The following is a 16,397-nucleotide window of genomic DNA, read 5'->3' on the forward strand; positions in this document are numbered from 1 at the left end:
CAGGTTTAAACCCCTTCTAAAACAGTCTGACGAAGAAGTTCAGCACTAGAGAAATAGGGAAATACATCTTGCCATAAACGAGACCATTTTGCTGAATAAACTTCTTGTTCTTGTTGAGATAATCCTTTGAGGGTTTCCTCAAATAGATTACTGTAACGGTCTATTTCTGCCTTTAAATAATGGTGTGCTTCCTCTCCATACAATTTCTGAAACATCCAGTAGGTATTATAATTACCAGCTGCTCTATCCTCTTGATAGGAACGAAAATCATCATGAAATTCTAGCAAAGTGTTTATGGGTGACATAAGCTCAAAAACTTCAGTTTTGTAAGGTTTACCTAGTATTGAAATTAAAGTAAAGTAAAGCATATTGATCTCGGAAGACTGCAATTCAGAAGCACGAATCACATCTTGATTAGTTATTGTTTCAGAAGTCACTAACTGACTGCCAAGGTGAAAAAATTCTCCTAAGTTCTCCATAGCATTTAGGATAGTAGGATGTTCTAAGTTAAATTCCTTTAAAAAAGATTGAATGATTTTCTTTCTAGCATCCCATGATAAGTTATTCTGTTGATTGCTTCCTAGATCAATATTGACTTCATGGATTAAAGATTCAATCAATGCTAAAACTGGATAACATAAAATAAACTCATCAAGAGAAACGTCATCAATCATATTATATTGCTTAAAAATAGATTTAAACATAAAAGCAGTTTTGTATAGACTATGATAAGAGATGTAACGGGTTTGACTGCTTGGTTGTTTGCTTTTAAGACTCTCATACAAAATCTCTAAGTCCTGTAGATTCATTTTTGATGCTCCTAATTTTGAATTTTCCAATGAATAGTGATGCAGATTTTAATAATAGCAGGCTATGGGATGGCTAATTATTCATTATTTTCGACCCCTTCCAGAGCTACTTGACGAATAAGTTCAGCACTAGAGAGATAAGAATATCTTTTCCAGAAACGAGACCATTTTTTTGTATATCTTTCTTGTTCTTCTTCAGGAAATAGCTTGAGTTTCTCTTCAAATAGATTTTTATAACGGTCTATTTCTGCTTTTAAATAATGGTGTGCTTCTTCTCCATACAATTTCTGAAACATCCAGTAAGTATTGTAATTACCTGCTGCCACATCCCTTTTATAGGAACAAAAATCATCCTGAAATTCACTCAAGATTTCTGTCGGTGAGAGAATTTCAAAAATTTCCGCTCTGTAGGATTTACCTGACATCTGAACTAGAATAGTGTGGATAATCCTCAAATCAGATGAACGCAATTTGGAAGCACGGATTACATCCTCTAATGTTATTTTTTCAGAAGCTACTAGCTGACTTTCTAATTCAAAATATTCACCTAAGTTATCTATTTGTTCTAAAATTGTATGGTGTTCTAAATTAAATTCTTTTAAAAAAGATTGAATAATTATCTTTCTATTGTCCCAGGGAGCAAGGTGAGGTGATAGATTGCTATTCTTTTGATTGTTTTCTGTTTCTATATCAGTTTCATAGACAGAAGATTCAATAAGTGCTAAGAGTGGAGAAAGTTCCAAAAACTCATCATCAGAAATATTATAAATCGGACAATATAGCCTTAAAGAAACGTGGATTACAGAAATAGCTTTGAATAGACTATGATAGGAAATGTAAGGGATTCGACTAATAGTTTGTTTGCTTTTAAGCCGCTCAATGGATATCAATGGGGTCATTTGGTTTTCTCCTTGTTTTGAATTTTTAAGCAAATAAGTTTCCGCGGTCAAATAACAGGTTTAAACCCCTTCTAAAACAGTCTGACGAAGAAGTTCAGCACTAGAGAAATAGGGAAATACATTTTGCCATAAACGAGACCATTTTGCTGAATAAAATTCCTGGTCTTGTTCAGATAATCGTTTAAGGGTTTCCTCAAATAGCTTACTGTAACGGTCTATTTCTGCTTTTAAATAATGGTGTGCTTCCTCTCCATACAATTTCTGAAACATCCAGTAGGTATTATAATTACCGGCTGCCCTATCCTCTTGATAGGAAAGAAAATCATCATGAAATTCTAGCAGAATATGTATGGGTGACATAATCTCAAAAATTTCATCTCTATAAGGTTTACCTGACATAGCAATCAAGGTACAGTGGAGAATTAACTCGTCAGAAGACCGCAATTCAGAGGCACGAATTACATCTTCTAATGTGATTTTTTCAGAGGTGACTAGCTGACTTTCTAATTCAAAATACTGACCCAAATTCTCTATGTGCTTTAAGATTGTAGGATCTTCTAAATCAAATTCTTTTAAAAGATATCGAATGATGATTTTTTTAGAATCCCACAAAGAACACTGACTTGATGAGCTGCTATCCTTTTGATTGCTTTCCATTTCTGCATCAGTTTCATAGACAAGGTATTCAATAAATGCTAAAAGGGGATAATATTCAAAAAACTCATCTAGTGAAATATGATAAATCGGGCAATAATGCTTGAATATGAATTTGAGACTGGGAGTAGCTTTGTATATACTATGATAGGAAATATAATGATTGCGACTGATGGGGTGTTTGCTTTTAAATCTCTCAAGATTTGCTTGTAAGTCCATTTTTGTGTTTCCTTATTTTAAGTCGTGGAAGGATCATACCATATCGAGGAAAATAATCATCAATAAACTGGGAATTTATCAGACTAATCCTAGGTATAACTCAAGACATTTCATAACCCGCCTCTTGACATAATGGTTGACAATAGGTGTTTAATTTTTCGATATCTGCCGGCTCTATTGAGTCTTTCCATCCGTCTATTTTCCCCATTCTAAATGTTCTAGCAGAAGGGTTATAAATTTCCCCCAACTGAGAAGCAATAGTTTCATTAAAAGGAATATCCAAATGGTGGCAAATTTTTTCCATCGTCTCCCTTTGTTTTTCCGACTTGCCACCTCCCTGTTCTCCCACCAGATCCTCAAAACGGATAAATAAACAATTTTGCTCTTGAGACCAAGCTAACATAGAACGGAAAACTTCGGCAAAATTTCTGATTTCTACTCCCGCTTTTGCCCCATAGCCTCCCACTAAAATAAAATCTAATCTTTGGCTAGGAGACATGGACTTAAAATCCTCTTCTAAAAAGTGTCTTGCTGGCATTTTTCCCGTATCTAAAACAAAGGGAATTGAGGAAGCTATAACAGCACGAGGATCACGAATAATGAAGATATGCTGATAATTTAAGTCCTGAAGAATTGGGGTTAACAGAGGTGTCCAAGGAATATGACCTAAAATGTATTGCTTTTCGGCAATCAGAGTTAACCAATGTCGAACAATCGCCAAATCTACATAGTAGGGGGTTAAGGCCCCTATGCTAATCTGTTGTTGGCTAAATTGAGTTTGATGCTCGATTCTTTTTTTAACTTCTCGATAGTTAAAAAATAGAGGCACTTCTTGAACTTCTCGATCCTCAAAATGTTCTTTATAGCCCAGAATTTCAACGGACTTAGCCAACAAATGAGTGCCACTTTTAGGCAAAGAATTAATTAGTAATCGCTTGGCTGCTAACTCGGTATAGGACATCGCTTTTGAGTTAAAGGTATTGATCATTGTTCGTGGCTTTAAAACATTCCTATGGGGGGAACATATTCCGAATCAATTCGCACATCTAAGACGGTAGGTTTGCCATCCCGATAAATTGCCTCATAATCTAATTCCTGCAAGTCTTGACTATTACGAATAATATAACCATTCGCTCCCATTCCCCGAGCAATTTGACTAAAATCTACTGATGGTAAAGCAAACTCTAGGGGTTCTACTCCCGTTTGCAGATGTCGGTGTTTAACCATACCAAAAGATTGATCATTAAGAATGATAAAAATAATCGGTAATTTTTCAGCAACAGCAACAGCAAGTTCGTTGCCGTGCATTAGGAAACATCCGTCACCTGTCAGACAAACCACTGGGGTATTTTTTGCCCCCATAGCTGTTCCAATCGCACTGCCAATTCCCCAACCCATGGGGGCAGTTGCCACAGCTAAACGGAAATTTTCCGGACGGGGTGGGAAGAAATAGTGAATTGTCCAAGCTAACCAATTACCCACATCGACTAAATAGCGAGTTTCTGGGGGAAAATGTTGTAGGAGTTCACCGATTAATTGCTGGGGTTTAACAGGGGAATTATCCTCTGAAAGTCGATAGCTATCCGGTTCTTTAACGGTAATGTGAGCGGGTTGATAAGGCTGGTAAAATTCAGGGGATAAGCTCGCTGATAACTCCGGTTTTAATTGTCCCCTTTGCCGAGTTTTCTGCAATCTTTTTAGTAATTCTGCCAAGGTAGTTTTGATTGTACCTTGAATGTGTAAACTGGCCATCGGAGAACTTTTAAAATAGTCCCTTGCGTGATGAATATGAACTATTTTTTTAGTTAACAATTTCTGATCCCAAGCCGAGGTTTCCCATTGGCCTAAGTTCATCCCAGCCGCTAAAATTAAAGCAACAGAATCATCGGTTAAAGCTTGGCGGGCCGTTTGATGTCCGGCGAAACCAAAGACACCTTTTACTAAAGGATGATAAGGATTAACACAGGTTTTACCGCCTTGAGTTGTGACAATAGAAGCGTTAATTAATTCGGCTAATGCCATAATTTCTGGGGTGGCTTTCCTACAATCTTGACCAACCCAGATGGCGATGGTTTGACCTTGATCTAAGATATTGTTTATGGTACTATCAAGCTCATCTAAGGCTTTTAAATCAACTAATGCAGCAGCTTGAGTCGCTACCTGGGGATAAGCAAGGGATGAGGGAGACTCAACCCGGAAAATATTCACAGGAATACTAAGATGAGCCGGTCCAAAAGGTGAATGTAAAACTGTTGTTAATGCCGCTGCTAATTTTCTTTCTAATTGATTAGGGTGGGTGACGAGGCTATTATAACGGGTACAGTGCTTAAACATGGCCACTGTATCAATGGTATCAGGCGATGATTCTTGAAAGGCACTCCAGCTAAAATTAGGTAGGGCAGTTTGTGCGGTGATAACAAGTAGAGGTATCCCTTCAGCATAAGCTGAGGCTAATCCTGTAATGAAATTGGTGCTACCGGGTCCAGTTGTGCCGCAGCAAACCCCGATTTTTCCGGTTTCACGAGCATAACCATCAGCCATAAAAGCGGCACCGGTTTCGTGACAAGTCAAAACGGCACGAACCCCCCCGCGTCTTTCGCTGCGTGCTAAGGCTTCGTAGAAGGCACTGTTATGTCCTCCCGGGATGCCGAAAACGTACTCTACCCCTAATTGCTCTAAATAATCGACAATTAGGTCACTCATATTTCTTGGCTGGATTTGTTCTGGCTCTGTCAAAGTAATGGGAGAAGAGGCTTGTGAAATCATTAGATTTTGTCTTGTCAATGGACTATTGTTAGAATATCTCACATAGACGCTGCTTTTAAACCCCTGGGCAGAAAATTGGTTTAGCTAAATTTTTGTAAACTCTCAATAACCCCCGGCAGCTGTGAGGAAAAATTTTTCCGATGCAATTTGAGATTGATAACTATCAAATGTGTAGCCAAATAGGGCGATGTCATCCTGAAAGTGTTTTTCTACTAATTTTCTGGTTCTGTTGTTGTAATATTCTCGATAATCACGATGTTTTGACTTGTTTAAACAGGGCAGAGAAGCTTTAATATTTAGCCTTTGACAGACCAGATCAAAATCAGCTTCTAAAGTTTCATATCTACCAACAAAGTCAACTATTATTTTGCCTTCTAAGTCAGTAATAAGGTCTTTTTGTAGTTTAGGTGCTCCTTTGGGAAAGGGATTTTTGGTACTAATAACCCATTCCAAGTATTCTTCAAAACTGCCCAGAGATTTAACCAATTCATGTCTGACATGATCTTTCTCCTTAAGAATAAAATGATAATAGGATACCTGCCAATCCCAAGGATTTCTGACAAAAGAAAATTTATAAAAATTATTATATACTTCCTCTGACAGTTCTTTTTGCATATCTCTGGCTTTAGCGTGCCAAAGAGAGGATTCCCACATTTCATATAGGGGATTGATTTGCTCTCCTAACATTCTGGGAGGGCGATTAATTTTGAATTTTTCAGGTTGTTGTGCATAAGGTTCTAAGACTGCTTTAACGCTTGTCCCCGCAGCTTTTGTGACATGAAAAAAAATGAACTGATGACTGTAGGATATTAACATTAATCTTGCTGTGTGATAACAATAGCTCTGCCCGAGATTGGTAAGCGTATCAATTTTAGTATAAATTAAACTTGACAAAAGAGACAGTATCTAAACTGTCAGCTTGTCCATTCTGGCTGCCCTCTGGGAGATGCTCTAGGGGTTAACCCGAAAATGCACAGAAATGTCTATTTCCTTAAGAACTGAGGATTTTCTACAAGTTGTGTGAACAGTAAGACTGATGTAGAATGCTGCCAGGCATCTGAATACCCAGACGACCGCTATTGTACGCCTTTGCCTGACCATGGACTTTATATGACTGAAATCCCTAGCAACCAATCCAACTTAGTGATTTTAGGAGTCTCATCAATGACGGAAACTACCGCACCCGTCATTCCCCAGGATTTTCTCGGCATTAATCCCGCAGAAATCAACAAAAAACTTGTGTCTTGGGGAATTTCTCTGGATGAAGTCCTTCAAAAACTTGCCTCTCTTGGACTCCCCGGCATTATTTTCATTATTGCTGTTGCCGCATCCAGTAGCACTACCTATCCCATGATTTACGCACTTTTGGGGTTAGGCGGTCCGCTGGGGGTAATTGGCGGACTTGGGGTCTTAGGTATCTCTACTATTATTGGTGACATGGTTACGGGTTATGGCATTGAGGCAGTGCTGAAAGCGGTATATCTCCAACGTCGTGAAACAGAAACTCAAGAATATCTCATCAATGAGGTGAAAGGTTTGCCAATTTCTCCAGTTCTAAAACTTAACCTGAAAAAGGCTATTGAAGTAGAAATTGTCACCCAAGAACCCCTTGCTACCAAAAAAGTCGAAATTGTTGAAGAGTAGTTTTGACGGGGTTGCTGATTTGAGATATGAATCTTCTTTTCTGGGATTTTTAAAACCTAGATGCAAACTAACTTTTGCACGGGAACCTGCACAGTCGGCATTCATACCTTGATTCAGCAACGCCTTATCATTGACAGGGACTAAAAGAGCGCCGGTGCTGAGAAGTAAGTCCATAGTTGCCAATCGCTTCTAGGTGTTGAGCCGTGCCATAACCCTTGTGACGAGAGAGTCCATAATCGGGATAGCGTCTGTGCCAACGAGTAATTAAGTCATCGCGCCAGACTTTGGCCACGATACTAGCTGCCGCAATTACCGGGGATTGTTGATCTCCCTGAATTACCGCCTTTTGGGGGATTGACAAATCTTTAATAATGTGCTTGCCATCGATCAAGCAAAGATTGGGGGAAAGGGGTAATTTCCCGATCGCTCTGCTCATTGCCAGTAGGGAAGCATGAAAAATATTCAAGCGATCGATCTCTTTCACCGTAGCATAACCGATGCGACAAACAAAATCCCGTTGTATTTGCCGGCTCAACTTTTGCCGTTTTTGGGGGCTAAGTTGCTTACTATCCTTCACCCCCAACTCCCACAGCCGTGCAAAACCAGAGGGGACAGTGACCACTACCGCCGCCACCACGGGGCCAAATAAAGCCCCGCGCCCCACCTCATCGACACCGGCAATTAAGGGTTCTGCGCTCATGACTCATCGACAGTGGCGGAGGAACGACGACGACGACGACGCAGCACCGCGGTTTCAGCCTCTAGTTGTGGCTCCTCTGTCACCTCGGCGCTCACCGGGGTCTCTAAAGGAATGACTTCGCCCAGAAAAACTGGAGTTTCGGTCGTAATCGGTTCGGGCGTAAAAGTCACTGGTGGACTAGCTTCTTGGTTGATTTCCTGACTAACTTCGCTAGTGGTGGAACGACGACGACGGCGCACCAAGGAACGATTTTCGGCTTCCTCGCCGGTTTCCGTCGCTTCTACCGGGGTGTCCTCGACTTCTAGGGTAGGAGTCAAGGATATTTCAGGAGTAACAGGCATTTCTGGGTTTTCCGCTTCTCTTTCCCCTGCCAGTTTCACGGAAACAATCACCGATTTCGGGTCTTTAAACTCCTTATCCACCAGAATCAGGGGAGAAATGCCCATTAAAGAATAAACTTCCTGTTCTACCGGGGTCATTTCCACGGAAACCCGCTCCCGTTCGCTGACGGGGATATTTTTGGCGGCGCTGGCATCTTCTCCCCGTTTCGAGAGACGGGCGGGGCGTTCTCGTTTTTCCTCAAAGCGTTGGGGTTCTGATTCCGGCTCGATTTCGTTGTTAACACCGTTAGTAGAGGCTTTTTCGCTCCGTTCCTCTTTTAGTAACAGTTCCGAGGGACGACGACGACGACGACGGCGAGAATTATTAACCTGTTCTTGATAGTTGGGATGGAAGGAAATATCCATCTCTTGAGCGTTTTCTTCGGCCTCAAATTCGGAGAAAACTTCTAGATAGGGTTCGGCCGCCGCAACGCTAGGAGCGCTCTTATCGGGCAGAACTTTTGTATTAGTTGAAGCAATGACAAGGGTTTCTTTTTCCGCACGGCTAACGGTGGGGTTTTCTAGGGCGATGGCGTTGCCTTCTCCTGGTAGATGGGCTAAATGACCTAGTCCGCCGCAATGGTCACAGGTTTTGCCGAATAATTCATAAATGTTTTTCCCCTGACGCTTACGAGTTAATTCCACTAACCCCAATTCCGATAATTGGGCAATCTGAGGCCGGGCCTTATCGCTTTTCAGGGCCTTATTAAACAATTCCAGCAGTTTCAACTGGTCGCGACGGGAATCCATATCGATGAAGTCCACCACCACCACACCGCCGATATTTCTCAAGCGCAGTTGTCGGGCGATTTCTGTGGCGGCCTCGCTATTAGTCCAGAGTACGGTTTCTCGGGCCGTGGCCGAACGGGTAAAGGAACCGGAGTTAACATCAATTACCGTTAAAGCTTCCGTCGGTTCGATGATAATGTAGCCGCCGGAGGGTAAATCAACCCGGGGTTTGAGGGCCTCGCGAATGGCGGCGTTAACCCGGAAATAGTCGAGAATTGGCTGGGTTTCCCGATGGGAGTCGATATAAACCCCTTCGAGAGCTTTGCCGCCGCCCCAGTTCGTCAATTGCTGTTTAACTCGTTTTACCGCCACCGGGTTATCCACAACAATGCGATTGACATCGGCACTGTACATATCCCGCAAAACCCTTTGAATAAAGTCATCATCGCGGTTAAGCAAGGCCGGGGCGCGGCTGCTGACGGCCATCTGTTGGATGCTCTCCCACTGTTTTTGCAGAAATTCCAAATCCTCGATAATCGCTTCTTCCGCTTTGCCTTCGGCCTCGGTGCGTACCAGCAAACCCATCCCCGCCGGTTTGACCAAAATCGCTAAAGCTCGTAAACGGGAGCGCTCGTCTTCACTGCGGATGCGACGGGAAAGATTCACCCCGCGACCATTGGGCATCAATACCAGATAACGACCAGGGAGAGTGACATTTCCCGTTAGTCGCGGTCCTTTATTGCCGGTGGGTTCCTTCATTACCTGTACCAGCACTTTTTGCTGGGGGGCCAGTAATTCCGTGATAGCACCGGCGGTTTTTTTCAGTCTTAAGGGGCCCAGGTCGGTGACATGGATAAAGCCATTGCGTTCCGCATCGCCAATATTGACGAAGGCTGCATCTATCCCGGGGATGACATTTTCTACTAATCCTAGATAGATGTCGGCCACCTGCTGATTACCTGTGGCTACAACTAATTCCTGAATTTGATCTTCCCAAAAAACAGCCGCTATATGGTGTTGTTCGGCTATGATTATTTGTTTTGGCATTCAATTTCCTCAATCTTTCGGTTTCAAAAGCGACGGACCATGGGCTATTTGTCTATGCTTTGAGGCTACTTCTGGAAATCTGGTCTTGTTAAGAAAGTTCTAAGAAGATGAGTCCGCATCGTTAAAGCCTCATCTTGATGTTCATCTGCCTCTCAGACGTGGGAACTGAGTCTTGGTTTCAGTTGTTAAGTCTGTTTGGCAACTGCCGGCTTGACCCACAATTAGGTAAGCACAGCCAGGAGACGAGATTTTCAATTAATCCCTGAGTCTTGCTCGATAACAGCATTTTTTATCCGTTTCCGCCAGTTCTGTCTATCAGAATCTAGGAAAAAAGGAGTTTTTGAGTTACTCCCCTCGGCAACAGGTTTCTGTGGAAGGGAAAATAGCGCACTTTTCGATTTTCCAAAAACCACGATTCTTTTAAGAAATGCTTTAATCGAGTCTTATAGACGACTATAACTCACTCGGTCACTCTCTGACAAGACGATGATCCCCTGACCAAGATAAATTTTTCGGGGCAAGAAAGGAGTCAGGAGCAATGATAGGCAATAAAATAGACCTAAAAAGCTATATAGCCGACTTTTAAGGCTAAAATTCCCTTTTTATCCCCTTTTGGCTTTCTTTAAGAATTAATCAACCCGCCAGTACCGCTAGAATTTTGACCAGATGACCAGATTGACGGTTTCCTTAATCCCTTAATTCCTGTTCCGGCAAGGCGATAACGTTCAAAATTCCCTGTAAATCGGCTTCTGACTCGATTTCTAGCAATTCTTGCAGGTAGGGACGATAACGGTATAGTCGATAACCTTTCCCCTCTAACCATCGGGCCACGGCTAAATTACTGCCTTGATTAGCGGCAATATTTTCGTAGAGAATAAAGCGCTAAATAATCACTCATAATCTAGTATGGACTGCACCCATTTGGGCGGACGAGAAATCGGATTACCGAGGCGATCGAGAACTAATAACGCCACTAAATGCACGGCAAATAAGTATAATAAACTATTGACAAATATGCCCACAACTGCTACCGATTGCACTTGCAGCAGCGTCGGTTTAGCGAGAATCCCTAACCAGGTGAAAATCCAATCGATAAAATTAGTCGCTTGGGTAATCACATATAACCAGAGATTTTCGCCTAAAAGAATTGAAAACAGCCAAAAACGAAAGAATAAACCAAAAGCCCCCAACAGTCCCCCGGTCAAGATAGAAAATTCCCAGCGCGCACCCCGGCGCCAGCATAGCCCCAATTGTAACCCCATCAGGCCGTGGGGAATCAAAAAGACAATACTGCGAGTCGGTCCCATTAACACCGACAAAAGTAAACTGGAAACTAATGCTGTCATCCAAGCACAACGAGCGCCCCAACGTAAATAGGCTAAAGCGATAGGAATCGGGAAGAAAACCCTTAATAAAGGTCCGAGGGGAAAATAATAGTCAATTAACCAGATTAAACTGGTAGCACTGGCCAAAAAAGCCGTCTCCACCGTGATCAGGGTAGCGATAGACTTGAGAGGAGATGGTTGGATAGGTTTGGCAGTGGGTTTATCTAGGGGTTTCCCTTCTTCCCCCAGATCTACCCAATTGGTTTCATCTATTGTCTCTTCTGAGGATTGAGCGGGAGAATTAGCGTTAGAATCATTCATTCTATCAGTTATCCGGTGGTCGGGACGGGTTGGCAAGCTATTCTTAGCTTAGACTTGTGACTCCCAGTCAGGCAAGAGGCAAAAAATACTAAGCTGTTGACTATCTAAATGGGAGAGGAGAGTGAGGTGTTAGGGGTAGGGAAATTTACGGAAAATATTCCTATTTTCACTGAAAAAAAACGGCTCTAAATACCTTCTAAATCGGCTCCTAACTCGCGTAAGAGAGATTTTAATTGTTCTATTTGTTGTAAAGCTAAAACCTTCTCTTGACGTTCCTGTTTAGCCACTTCTGCGGGGGTAGGAATTAATTCACCCTCCCTATTGAAATAGCGTAATTGTTGTTGATAAATACCCAGAAATAAGCCTAATAGATCGCTCCATAGCCAACCCCTGTCCGTCGGTTCAATTGCTTGATATTGCCCTTCCATTAGCCGAAATCCTTGTAATTCTAAGGTTTCAGGATCGAACCAAAAATAATCGGGAGTGCGAAAAATATCTTGATAAATTTGTTTTTTCTCGCCGCGATCTATTTTGGCGGTACTAGGAGACAGAATTTCCACGATAACATCGGGATATTTGCCCCCTTCTCCCCAAACTACCCAACTTTTTCGATCTAAGCGTCTTTCTGTTCCCAAAACGACAAAAAAATCTGGTCCGCGAAAATACTCAGATTTTTTCTGATTAGGACTATAATAAATGGTCAAATTAGCGGCGGCAAAATAATCATTACGCTCTTGCCATAACCATTCTAAACACTGAAGTAAAATCAGAATTTGTTGTAAATGAGCGTAGCTTTCCAAGGAGGGTTCCTCACTCCAGATATCCCTGGGGGGAAATTTTACCTCATCCGCACAAAACTCGTTATTGTCGATGATGGGAAAAGTGGTCATCTTTTTTGAGGTTGGGTGTCGGTCATCTCATTATATCAAAAAAGGTGGGCGATAAACCCACCAGAAAAATAATCAAAAAACCTCAACGATAATTAGGACTTTGGATATCTCTAAGACGCGCTTCGGGGCGTTTAAATCTGTCCATTTGTGCCTCAAAGAATTGACGATTTTTAAGTAAATGTTTGGGATTAGGATCGTCGAGGGGATAAAGTAAAGCAGTGCGTAGAGCTTGAATAACTGCTGAAGTAACATTATACATCGAGCGCTGGAAACTAATACCCAATTGAATCAAAATATCATCTTCCCCCCGGCAGTTTTGCTGATAGTAATCAATTAGATATTGGGGTAAAAAATGATACATATCATCCATTAACAACGTGGGAGGAATTCCCGCAGTACCCACGGGGAAAACATCCGCATAAAGAATGCCATAGTGAAAGTCTTTTTGTTCGTCAGGAACCTGTTTTGCTTGGGCATTATAAGACTTTGTACCCCGGAAGGGAGCAGTACGATAAAAGACCGCTTCCACATAGGGTAAAGCCGCTTCATAAAGCCAAGTAAAAGCCTTTGATTTGGGGATAATTTCGTAGCATTGACCATCAATATAAACGTGATGATAAATCGGCCGGCCAGCGATGGCAAAAATACCATTAACGAGGAAATTCATAGCATCGGGAACACCTTTAAACCCGCCTTCATCGTAGATATCAGACATCTCGAAAAATACCGGGGCCATCACTTCCCAGAATAGTCCTAAATTAGAGTAGTAGGACATCATCCGCACCTGTTCCAAAAACATATCGGGGAACAGGTCATAAAGTTTCATCATCACGGGGTTTTTCTTGAAATAGGCCTTAATAGCGCGGTCGGCATTTTGGCGATATTCTTCTGAATCAAGATAGGCATCAAATAAACCCCAACCCATATCGCGGCCATGCCATAACATGGCTTGCATACAAGCTTCGGCAAATTCCATATTAACGCGGTCATGCCAGAGGTGATGGATTAATCTGGGCATTTTTCGGGTTTTACCTTTATCCATGAATTCTAACAATTCAGGGTGAGCGGAACCCGTACCGCGCCAGATGCGTAAATCGGCATTATCGCCAGCGTAATGATTTTGTAGGTCTAGGTATTCTTGGGGTAGAAAATATTTAAAAAAGGGCAAAGGATCGAGGAAAACTCGTTCGGCAATATAGAGCAGATCTCGCCAATAAAAATCCATCGGCACGGCATAAGCTTTATAAATGCCGATAATTTGCATCAGGTTTTCGGGAGTATCCGGCAACATGGAACCACCCGCTTCTAAACGATGGATAATGTCGGCGAATTCGTGAGTAGAAGGGGGAATTTTGGCTTTGATTAATGTCCCAGTCATAGTTTTAGGTAAAGTAATTAGCAGCGGTTACAATAATTCGGAAACAGCAAGGGATAACTAACTAGGGTCTGCTGAAAAAGTTTTTCGTGGGGGCAGGGTGTGGGGTGTGGGGTGTGGGGTGTAGGGTTTTACCCATTTTCAGACGGTCAATTACCTAATTTTCAGGAAAAAAGTCCCGGAATTTTCGCCCCGATCACTCTCGGCTGGCACTTTTTGAGGTCAAAAAAGTCTAAAAGTCTTATCCAACAAGGTTTTTAGATTTATTAAGCCAACCCTAACTATTACTCAAAAATTTACCCCGATTCAACCAGTTGGTTTTTGAGGACTTTTGTGGAGATTTTTTGAAGACAAAACTAGGTTTTGCTTCCCCCGATAAGCTGGCAACCATCGAGTTAGTGGTGGGTTCAATCCAACGGACTAAATAATTGGGTTGAATGCCTAAAAAGACGATTAATACCATTAGGACAAAAGCGGGTATAGTTTCCGATTTCAGGACTTTGGGATAGTAGGCAAGTTTGTTATCCAATTTACCAAAACAGGTGCGATTAAGCAGGATAACAAAGTAAACCGCCGTTAAACCGGAAGCGATGATACAGAGAACCGTCTGCACGGGAAAACGGGAAAAACTCCCCTGAAAAACGATAAATTCCGCCACAAATCCCACTAATCCGGGGATACCAGCACTGGCCATACCGGCGAGAATTAATAGGGCGCTAACCAAGGGTAAACCGCGAATTGGGTTCATTAAACCGTTTAAAACGTCTAAATCTCTAGTTCCGGCTTTGCGTTCGACAATGCCCACCAGATAAAATAAAAGGGCGAGAATGAGACCATGGCTAATCATTTGCGCGACGGCACCAAGGACGCTTAAACCCGTGCCGGCGGCGGCTGCTACCAGTATATAGCCCATGTGACCGATCGAACTGTAGGCCACCATGCGTTTAATGTCTTTTTGGGCAATAGCGCTCAAAGCACCGTAAATAACGCTAATAACGCCGACAATTGCCAGTCCGGGGGCGATTAAAGACCAAGTTTCTGGGAATAATTGCAGACCAAAGCGAACTAAGCCATAAGTACCGAGTTTAGCGAGGATACCACCTAATAAAATTGCTGTAGCGGGGGAAGCTTCCGTGTAGGCATCCGGTAGCCAAGTATGGAGAGGTACGAGGGGAATTTTGATGCCAAATCCCACTAACAGCAGAGTTAAGAGTAGTAACTGGGTTTTTTGGGAGAAATCGGCGGTCGAGAGGGAGGAATAGTCAAAAGTACCACCGTTGAGGAAACCTATGCCTAAAAATGCCGCTAGGACTAATAACCCAGAGACAGCAGTGTAGAGAAGGAATTTAATCGAAGCATAGCCACGTTTTTCGCCTCCCCAGATAGCAATCATCAGATAAAAGGGGATTAATTCTAGTTCATAGAAAACGATGAACAGCAGCAGGTTTTTGGCCATTAATGCCCCAGAAACCCCGGCGTTAATCAGGAGGATTAGGATGTAATAAAGTCGGGGACGCTCTACTTTTTCTTCGGTACTATAGATAGCTATTCCTGTCAAGAAACAGTTTAAAATAATTAACAGTAAGGACAAACCATCGACTCCGAGGTTATAACTTAAACCGATTGGTTTTGCCCATTCGCGGTATTCAGAAAATTGAAAGCCATTACTGGTTAAGTTATATTGGGTCAGCAGATATAAAGACCAAAAGAGGACGGCGGCAACAAAAAAGAGGGTAATTTGACGTAATTTTGCTGGGGCAAATTTATCGGGGAAAAGACCGACGATAATTGCTCCAATTATTGGCAACCAAAGCAGGGTACTGAGCATATTGGTATCGATCAAATTTATAATGACTGGGATGAGAAAAGGATTAGCCAACCGACACGATGACTAATCTAGAATTGACTAAATTAAACTCACTTTGCCGGTATCGAGATCGTAGTAGGCTCCAACAATTTTTAATTGTTTTTTATCTACTAAATCACCCATGACCGGGGATTTGCCCAATTTCTCTACTTGATAGATAACATTGGATTTAATCGCTCGCTCAAGTTTGTTGGAACCGGGTTGTCTTTCGGCCCGATCAACTCCCACCTGTAGGCCATCGATTAAACGACCGATTTGTCCAGGGAAACGACCCCCTTCAATGGTGGCTTTTACCGCTCCACAACGAGAATGGCCAAGGACAACAATTACCTTGGCTCCTAACACCAACGTGCCGAATTCGAGGCTACCAATTTCTTCGGAAGTGGCTAAATTTCCCGCTACCCGACAAACAAATAGATCTCCTAATCCTTGATCAAAAACAATTTCTGCCGGCACGCGAGAATCGGCACAGCCCAAAATTGCCGCAAAAGGGGCTTGACTTTCGGCCACTTCTGTGAGTCGAGCTTGATCGCGGTTAGGACTTTTTTTTCTTCGTTCCCAGAAACGTTGATTGCCTTCCATGAGCATAGTTAAGGCCTGGTCTGGGTTCAATCCTTGATTTTGAGCCGTTAGCCATGGCTGGGAATTAACGGCGGTTTGGGCGTTACTTTTGGACAACTGAGAACCCACAACAGAGGCGGCTAGACTGGTTCCCAAAAAACCACCCCCATAACGGATTAATTGGCGACGAGAGGTATTGAACATAGGTAAT

The 16,397-nt window shown here is 42.4% G+C and carries 15 protein-coding genes; 1 reads left to right on the forward strand and 14 read right to left on the reverse strand.

The features are described from left to right. Nucleotides 1-5: 5 nt before the first annotated feature. The 6 genes from O9332_RS07470 to O9332_RS07495 all read right to left on the reverse strand — a co-directional run bounded on the left by O9332_RS07470 (nucleotide 6) and on the right by O9332_RS07495 (nucleotide 6,163). Complete coding sequence (locus tag O9332_RS07470) at nucleotides 6-809, reverse strand: hypothetical protein (RefSeq protein WP_288024641.1); 804 nt, start codon at nucleotides 807-809, stop codon at nucleotides 6-8. Nucleotides 810-886: 77 nt separating this feature from the next. Beyond that, on the reverse strand, nucleotides 887-1,708 hold the full coding sequence (locus tag O9332_RS07475) for a hypothetical protein (protein ID WP_288024644.1): 822 nt from the start codon (nucleotides 1,706-1,708) through the stop codon (nucleotides 887-889). A gap of 60 nt (nucleotides 1,709-1,768) precedes the next feature. Further along, nucleotides 1,769-2,581: a hypothetical protein gene (locus tag O9332_RS07480; protein ID WP_288024646.1), complete on the reverse strand. Its 813-nt coding sequence runs from the start codon at nucleotides 2,579-2,581 to the stop codon at nucleotides 1,769-1,771. A gap of 100 nt (nucleotides 2,582-2,681) precedes the next feature. Beyond that, nucleotides 2,682-3,542 carry a sulfotransferase domain-containing protein gene (locus O9332_RS07485; RefSeq protein ID WP_223210048.1) on the reverse strand — a complete coding sequence of 287 codons (861 nt, stop codon included), beginning with the start codon at nucleotides 3,540-3,542 and terminating at the stop codon, nucleotides 2,682-2,684. A 38-nt stretch (nucleotides 3,543-3,580) separates the two neighbouring features. Beyond that, on the reverse strand, nucleotides 3,581-5,347 hold the full coding sequence (locus O9332_RS07490) for a thiamine pyrophosphate-binding protein (protein ID WP_288024651.1): 1,767 nt from the start codon (nucleotides 5,345-5,347) through the stop codon (nucleotides 3,581-3,583). A gap of 102 nt (nucleotides 5,348-5,449) precedes the next feature. Then, on the reverse strand, nucleotides 5,450-6,163 hold the full coding sequence (locus O9332_RS07495) for a sulfotransferase family 2 domain-containing protein (protein ID WP_002761513.1): 714 nt from the start codon (nucleotides 6,161-6,163) through the stop codon (nucleotides 5,450-5,452). Nucleotides 6,164-6,511: 348 nt separating this feature from the next. On the opposite strand from O9332_RS07495, the gene O9332_RS07500 reads away from it, so the two are divergent. Next, nucleotides 6,512-6,991 (forward strand): hypothetical protein, encoded by a 480-nt coding sequence (locus tag O9332_RS07500; protein WP_002761515.1) that lies wholly within the window; start codon nucleotides 6,512-6,514, stop codon nucleotides 6,989-6,991. Between the two features lie 127 nt (nucleotides 6,992-7,118). On the opposite strand, the gene O9332_RS07505 is transcribed toward O9332_RS07500, so the two are convergent. From O9332_RS07505 to O9332_RS07540, 8 genes are all read right to left on the reverse strand, one after another. Beyond that, entirely contained in the window at nucleotides 7,119-7,691 is a 573-nt protein-coding gene (locus tag O9332_RS07505) for a ribonuclease HII (protein WP_002761517.1), read from the reverse strand. Continuing rightward, entirely contained in the window at nucleotides 7,688-9,847 is a 2,160-nt protein-coding gene (gene rne, locus O9332_RS07510; protein WP_288024657.1) for a ribonuclease E, read from the reverse strand. Before rne ends, O9332_RS07505 begins: the two co-directional genes overlap by 4 nt. 687 nt (nucleotides 9,848-10,534) lie before the next feature. Beyond that, on the reverse strand, nucleotides 10,535-10,678 hold the full coding sequence (locus O9332_RS07515) for a hypothetical protein (RefSeq protein ID WP_002783432.1): 144 nt from the start codon (nucleotides 10,676-10,678) through the stop codon (nucleotides 10,535-10,537). 59 nt (nucleotides 10,679-10,737) lie between these two features. Next, a complete protein-coding gene (locus tag O9332_RS07520) occupies nucleotides 10,738-11,493 on the reverse strand; it encodes a DUF2232 domain-containing protein (protein WP_288024662.1) in 756 nt (251 codons plus the stop codon). Nucleotides 11,494-11,678: 185 nt separating this feature from the next. Then, nucleotides 11,679-12,383 carry a Uma2 family endonuclease gene (locus O9332_RS07525; RefSeq protein ID WP_288024664.1) on the reverse strand — a complete coding sequence of 235 codons (705 nt, stop codon included), beginning with the start codon at nucleotides 12,381-12,383 and terminating at the stop codon, nucleotides 11,679-11,681. Between the two features lie 82 nt (nucleotides 12,384-12,465). Next, entirely contained in the window at nucleotides 12,466-13,761 is a 1,296-nt protein-coding gene (locus tag O9332_RS07530; protein ID WP_002761524.1) for a CO2 hydration protein, read from the reverse strand. A gap of 274 nt (nucleotides 13,762-14,035) precedes the next feature. Further along, nucleotides 14,036-15,586, reverse strand: coding sequence for an NADH-quinone oxidoreductase subunit M (locus tag O9332_RS07535; RefSeq protein ID WP_002761526.1), 1,551 nt, complete (start codon nucleotides 15,584-15,586; stop codon nucleotides 14,036-14,038). 78 nt (nucleotides 15,587-15,664) lie between these two features. Further along, nucleotides 15,665-16,390: a carbonic anhydrase gene (locus tag O9332_RS07540; RefSeq protein WP_002761528.1), complete on the reverse strand. Its 726-nt coding sequence runs from the start codon at nucleotides 16,388-16,390 to the stop codon at nucleotides 15,665-15,667. Between the last annotated feature and the right edge of the window lie 7 nt (nucleotides 16,391-16,397).

It is taken from the genome of Microcystis sp. LE19-10.1B, from assembly GCF_027530565.1.
GTDB classification, from domain to species: domain Bacteria; phylum Cyanobacteriota; class Cyanobacteriia; order Cyanobacteriales; family Microcystaceae; genus Microcystis; species Microcystis aeruginosa.

Bases quoted from the DNA above. Each gene is read 5' to 3' on its own strand.
- O9332_RS07500 (WP_002761515.1), top strand. From the start codon at position 6,512: ATGACGGAAACTACCGCACCCGTCATTCCCCAGGATTTTCTCGGCATT.
- O9332_RS07540 (WP_002761528.1), bottom strand. From the start codon at position 16,390: ATGTTCAATACCTCTCGTCGCCAATTAATCCGTTATGGGGGTGGTTTT.
- O9332_RS07530 (WP_002761524.1), bottom strand. From the start codon at position 13,761: ATGACTGGGACATTAATCAAAGCCAAAATTCCCCCTTCTACTCACGAA.
- O9332_RS07520 (WP_288024662.1), bottom strand. From the start codon at position 11,493: ATGAATGATTCTAACGCTAATTCTCCCGCTCAATCCTCAGAAGAGACA.
- O9332_RS07470 (WP_288024641.1), bottom strand. From the start codon at position 809: ATGAATCTACAGGACTTAGAGATTTTGTATGAGAGTCTTAAAAGCAAA.
- rne (WP_288024657.1), bottom strand. From the start codon at position 9,847: ATGCCAAAACAAATAATCATAGCCGAACAACACCATATAGCGGCTGTT.
- O9332_RS07490 (WP_288024651.1), bottom strand. From the start codon at position 5,347: ATGATTTCACAAGCCTCTTCTCCCATTACTTTGACAGAGCCAGAACAA.
- O9332_RS07475 (WP_288024644.1), bottom strand. From the start codon at position 1,708: ATGACCCCATTGATATCCATTGAGCGGCTTAAAAGCAAACAAACTATT.
- O9332_RS07525 (WP_288024664.1), bottom strand. From the start codon at position 12,383: ATGACCACTTTTCCCATCATCGACAATAACGAGTTTTGTGCGGATGAG.
- O9332_RS07480 (WP_288024646.1), bottom strand. From the start codon at position 2,581: ATGGACTTACAAGCAAATCTTGAGAGATTTAAAAGCAAACACCCCATC.
- O9332_RS07485 (WP_223210048.1), bottom strand. From the start codon at position 3,542: ATGTCCTATACCGAGTTAGCAGCCAAGCGATTACTAATTAATTCTTTG.
- O9332_RS07535 (WP_002761526.1), bottom strand. From the start codon at position 15,586: ATGCTCAGTACCCTGCTTTGGTTGCCAATAATTGGAGCAATTATCGTC.
- O9332_RS07495 (WP_002761513.1), bottom strand. From the start codon at position 6,163: ATGTTAATATCCTACAGTCATCAGTTCATTTTTTTTCATGTCACAAAA.
- O9332_RS07505 (WP_002761517.1), bottom strand. From the start codon at position 7,691: ATGAGCGCAGAACCCTTAATTGCCGGTGTCGATGAGGTGGGGCGCGGG.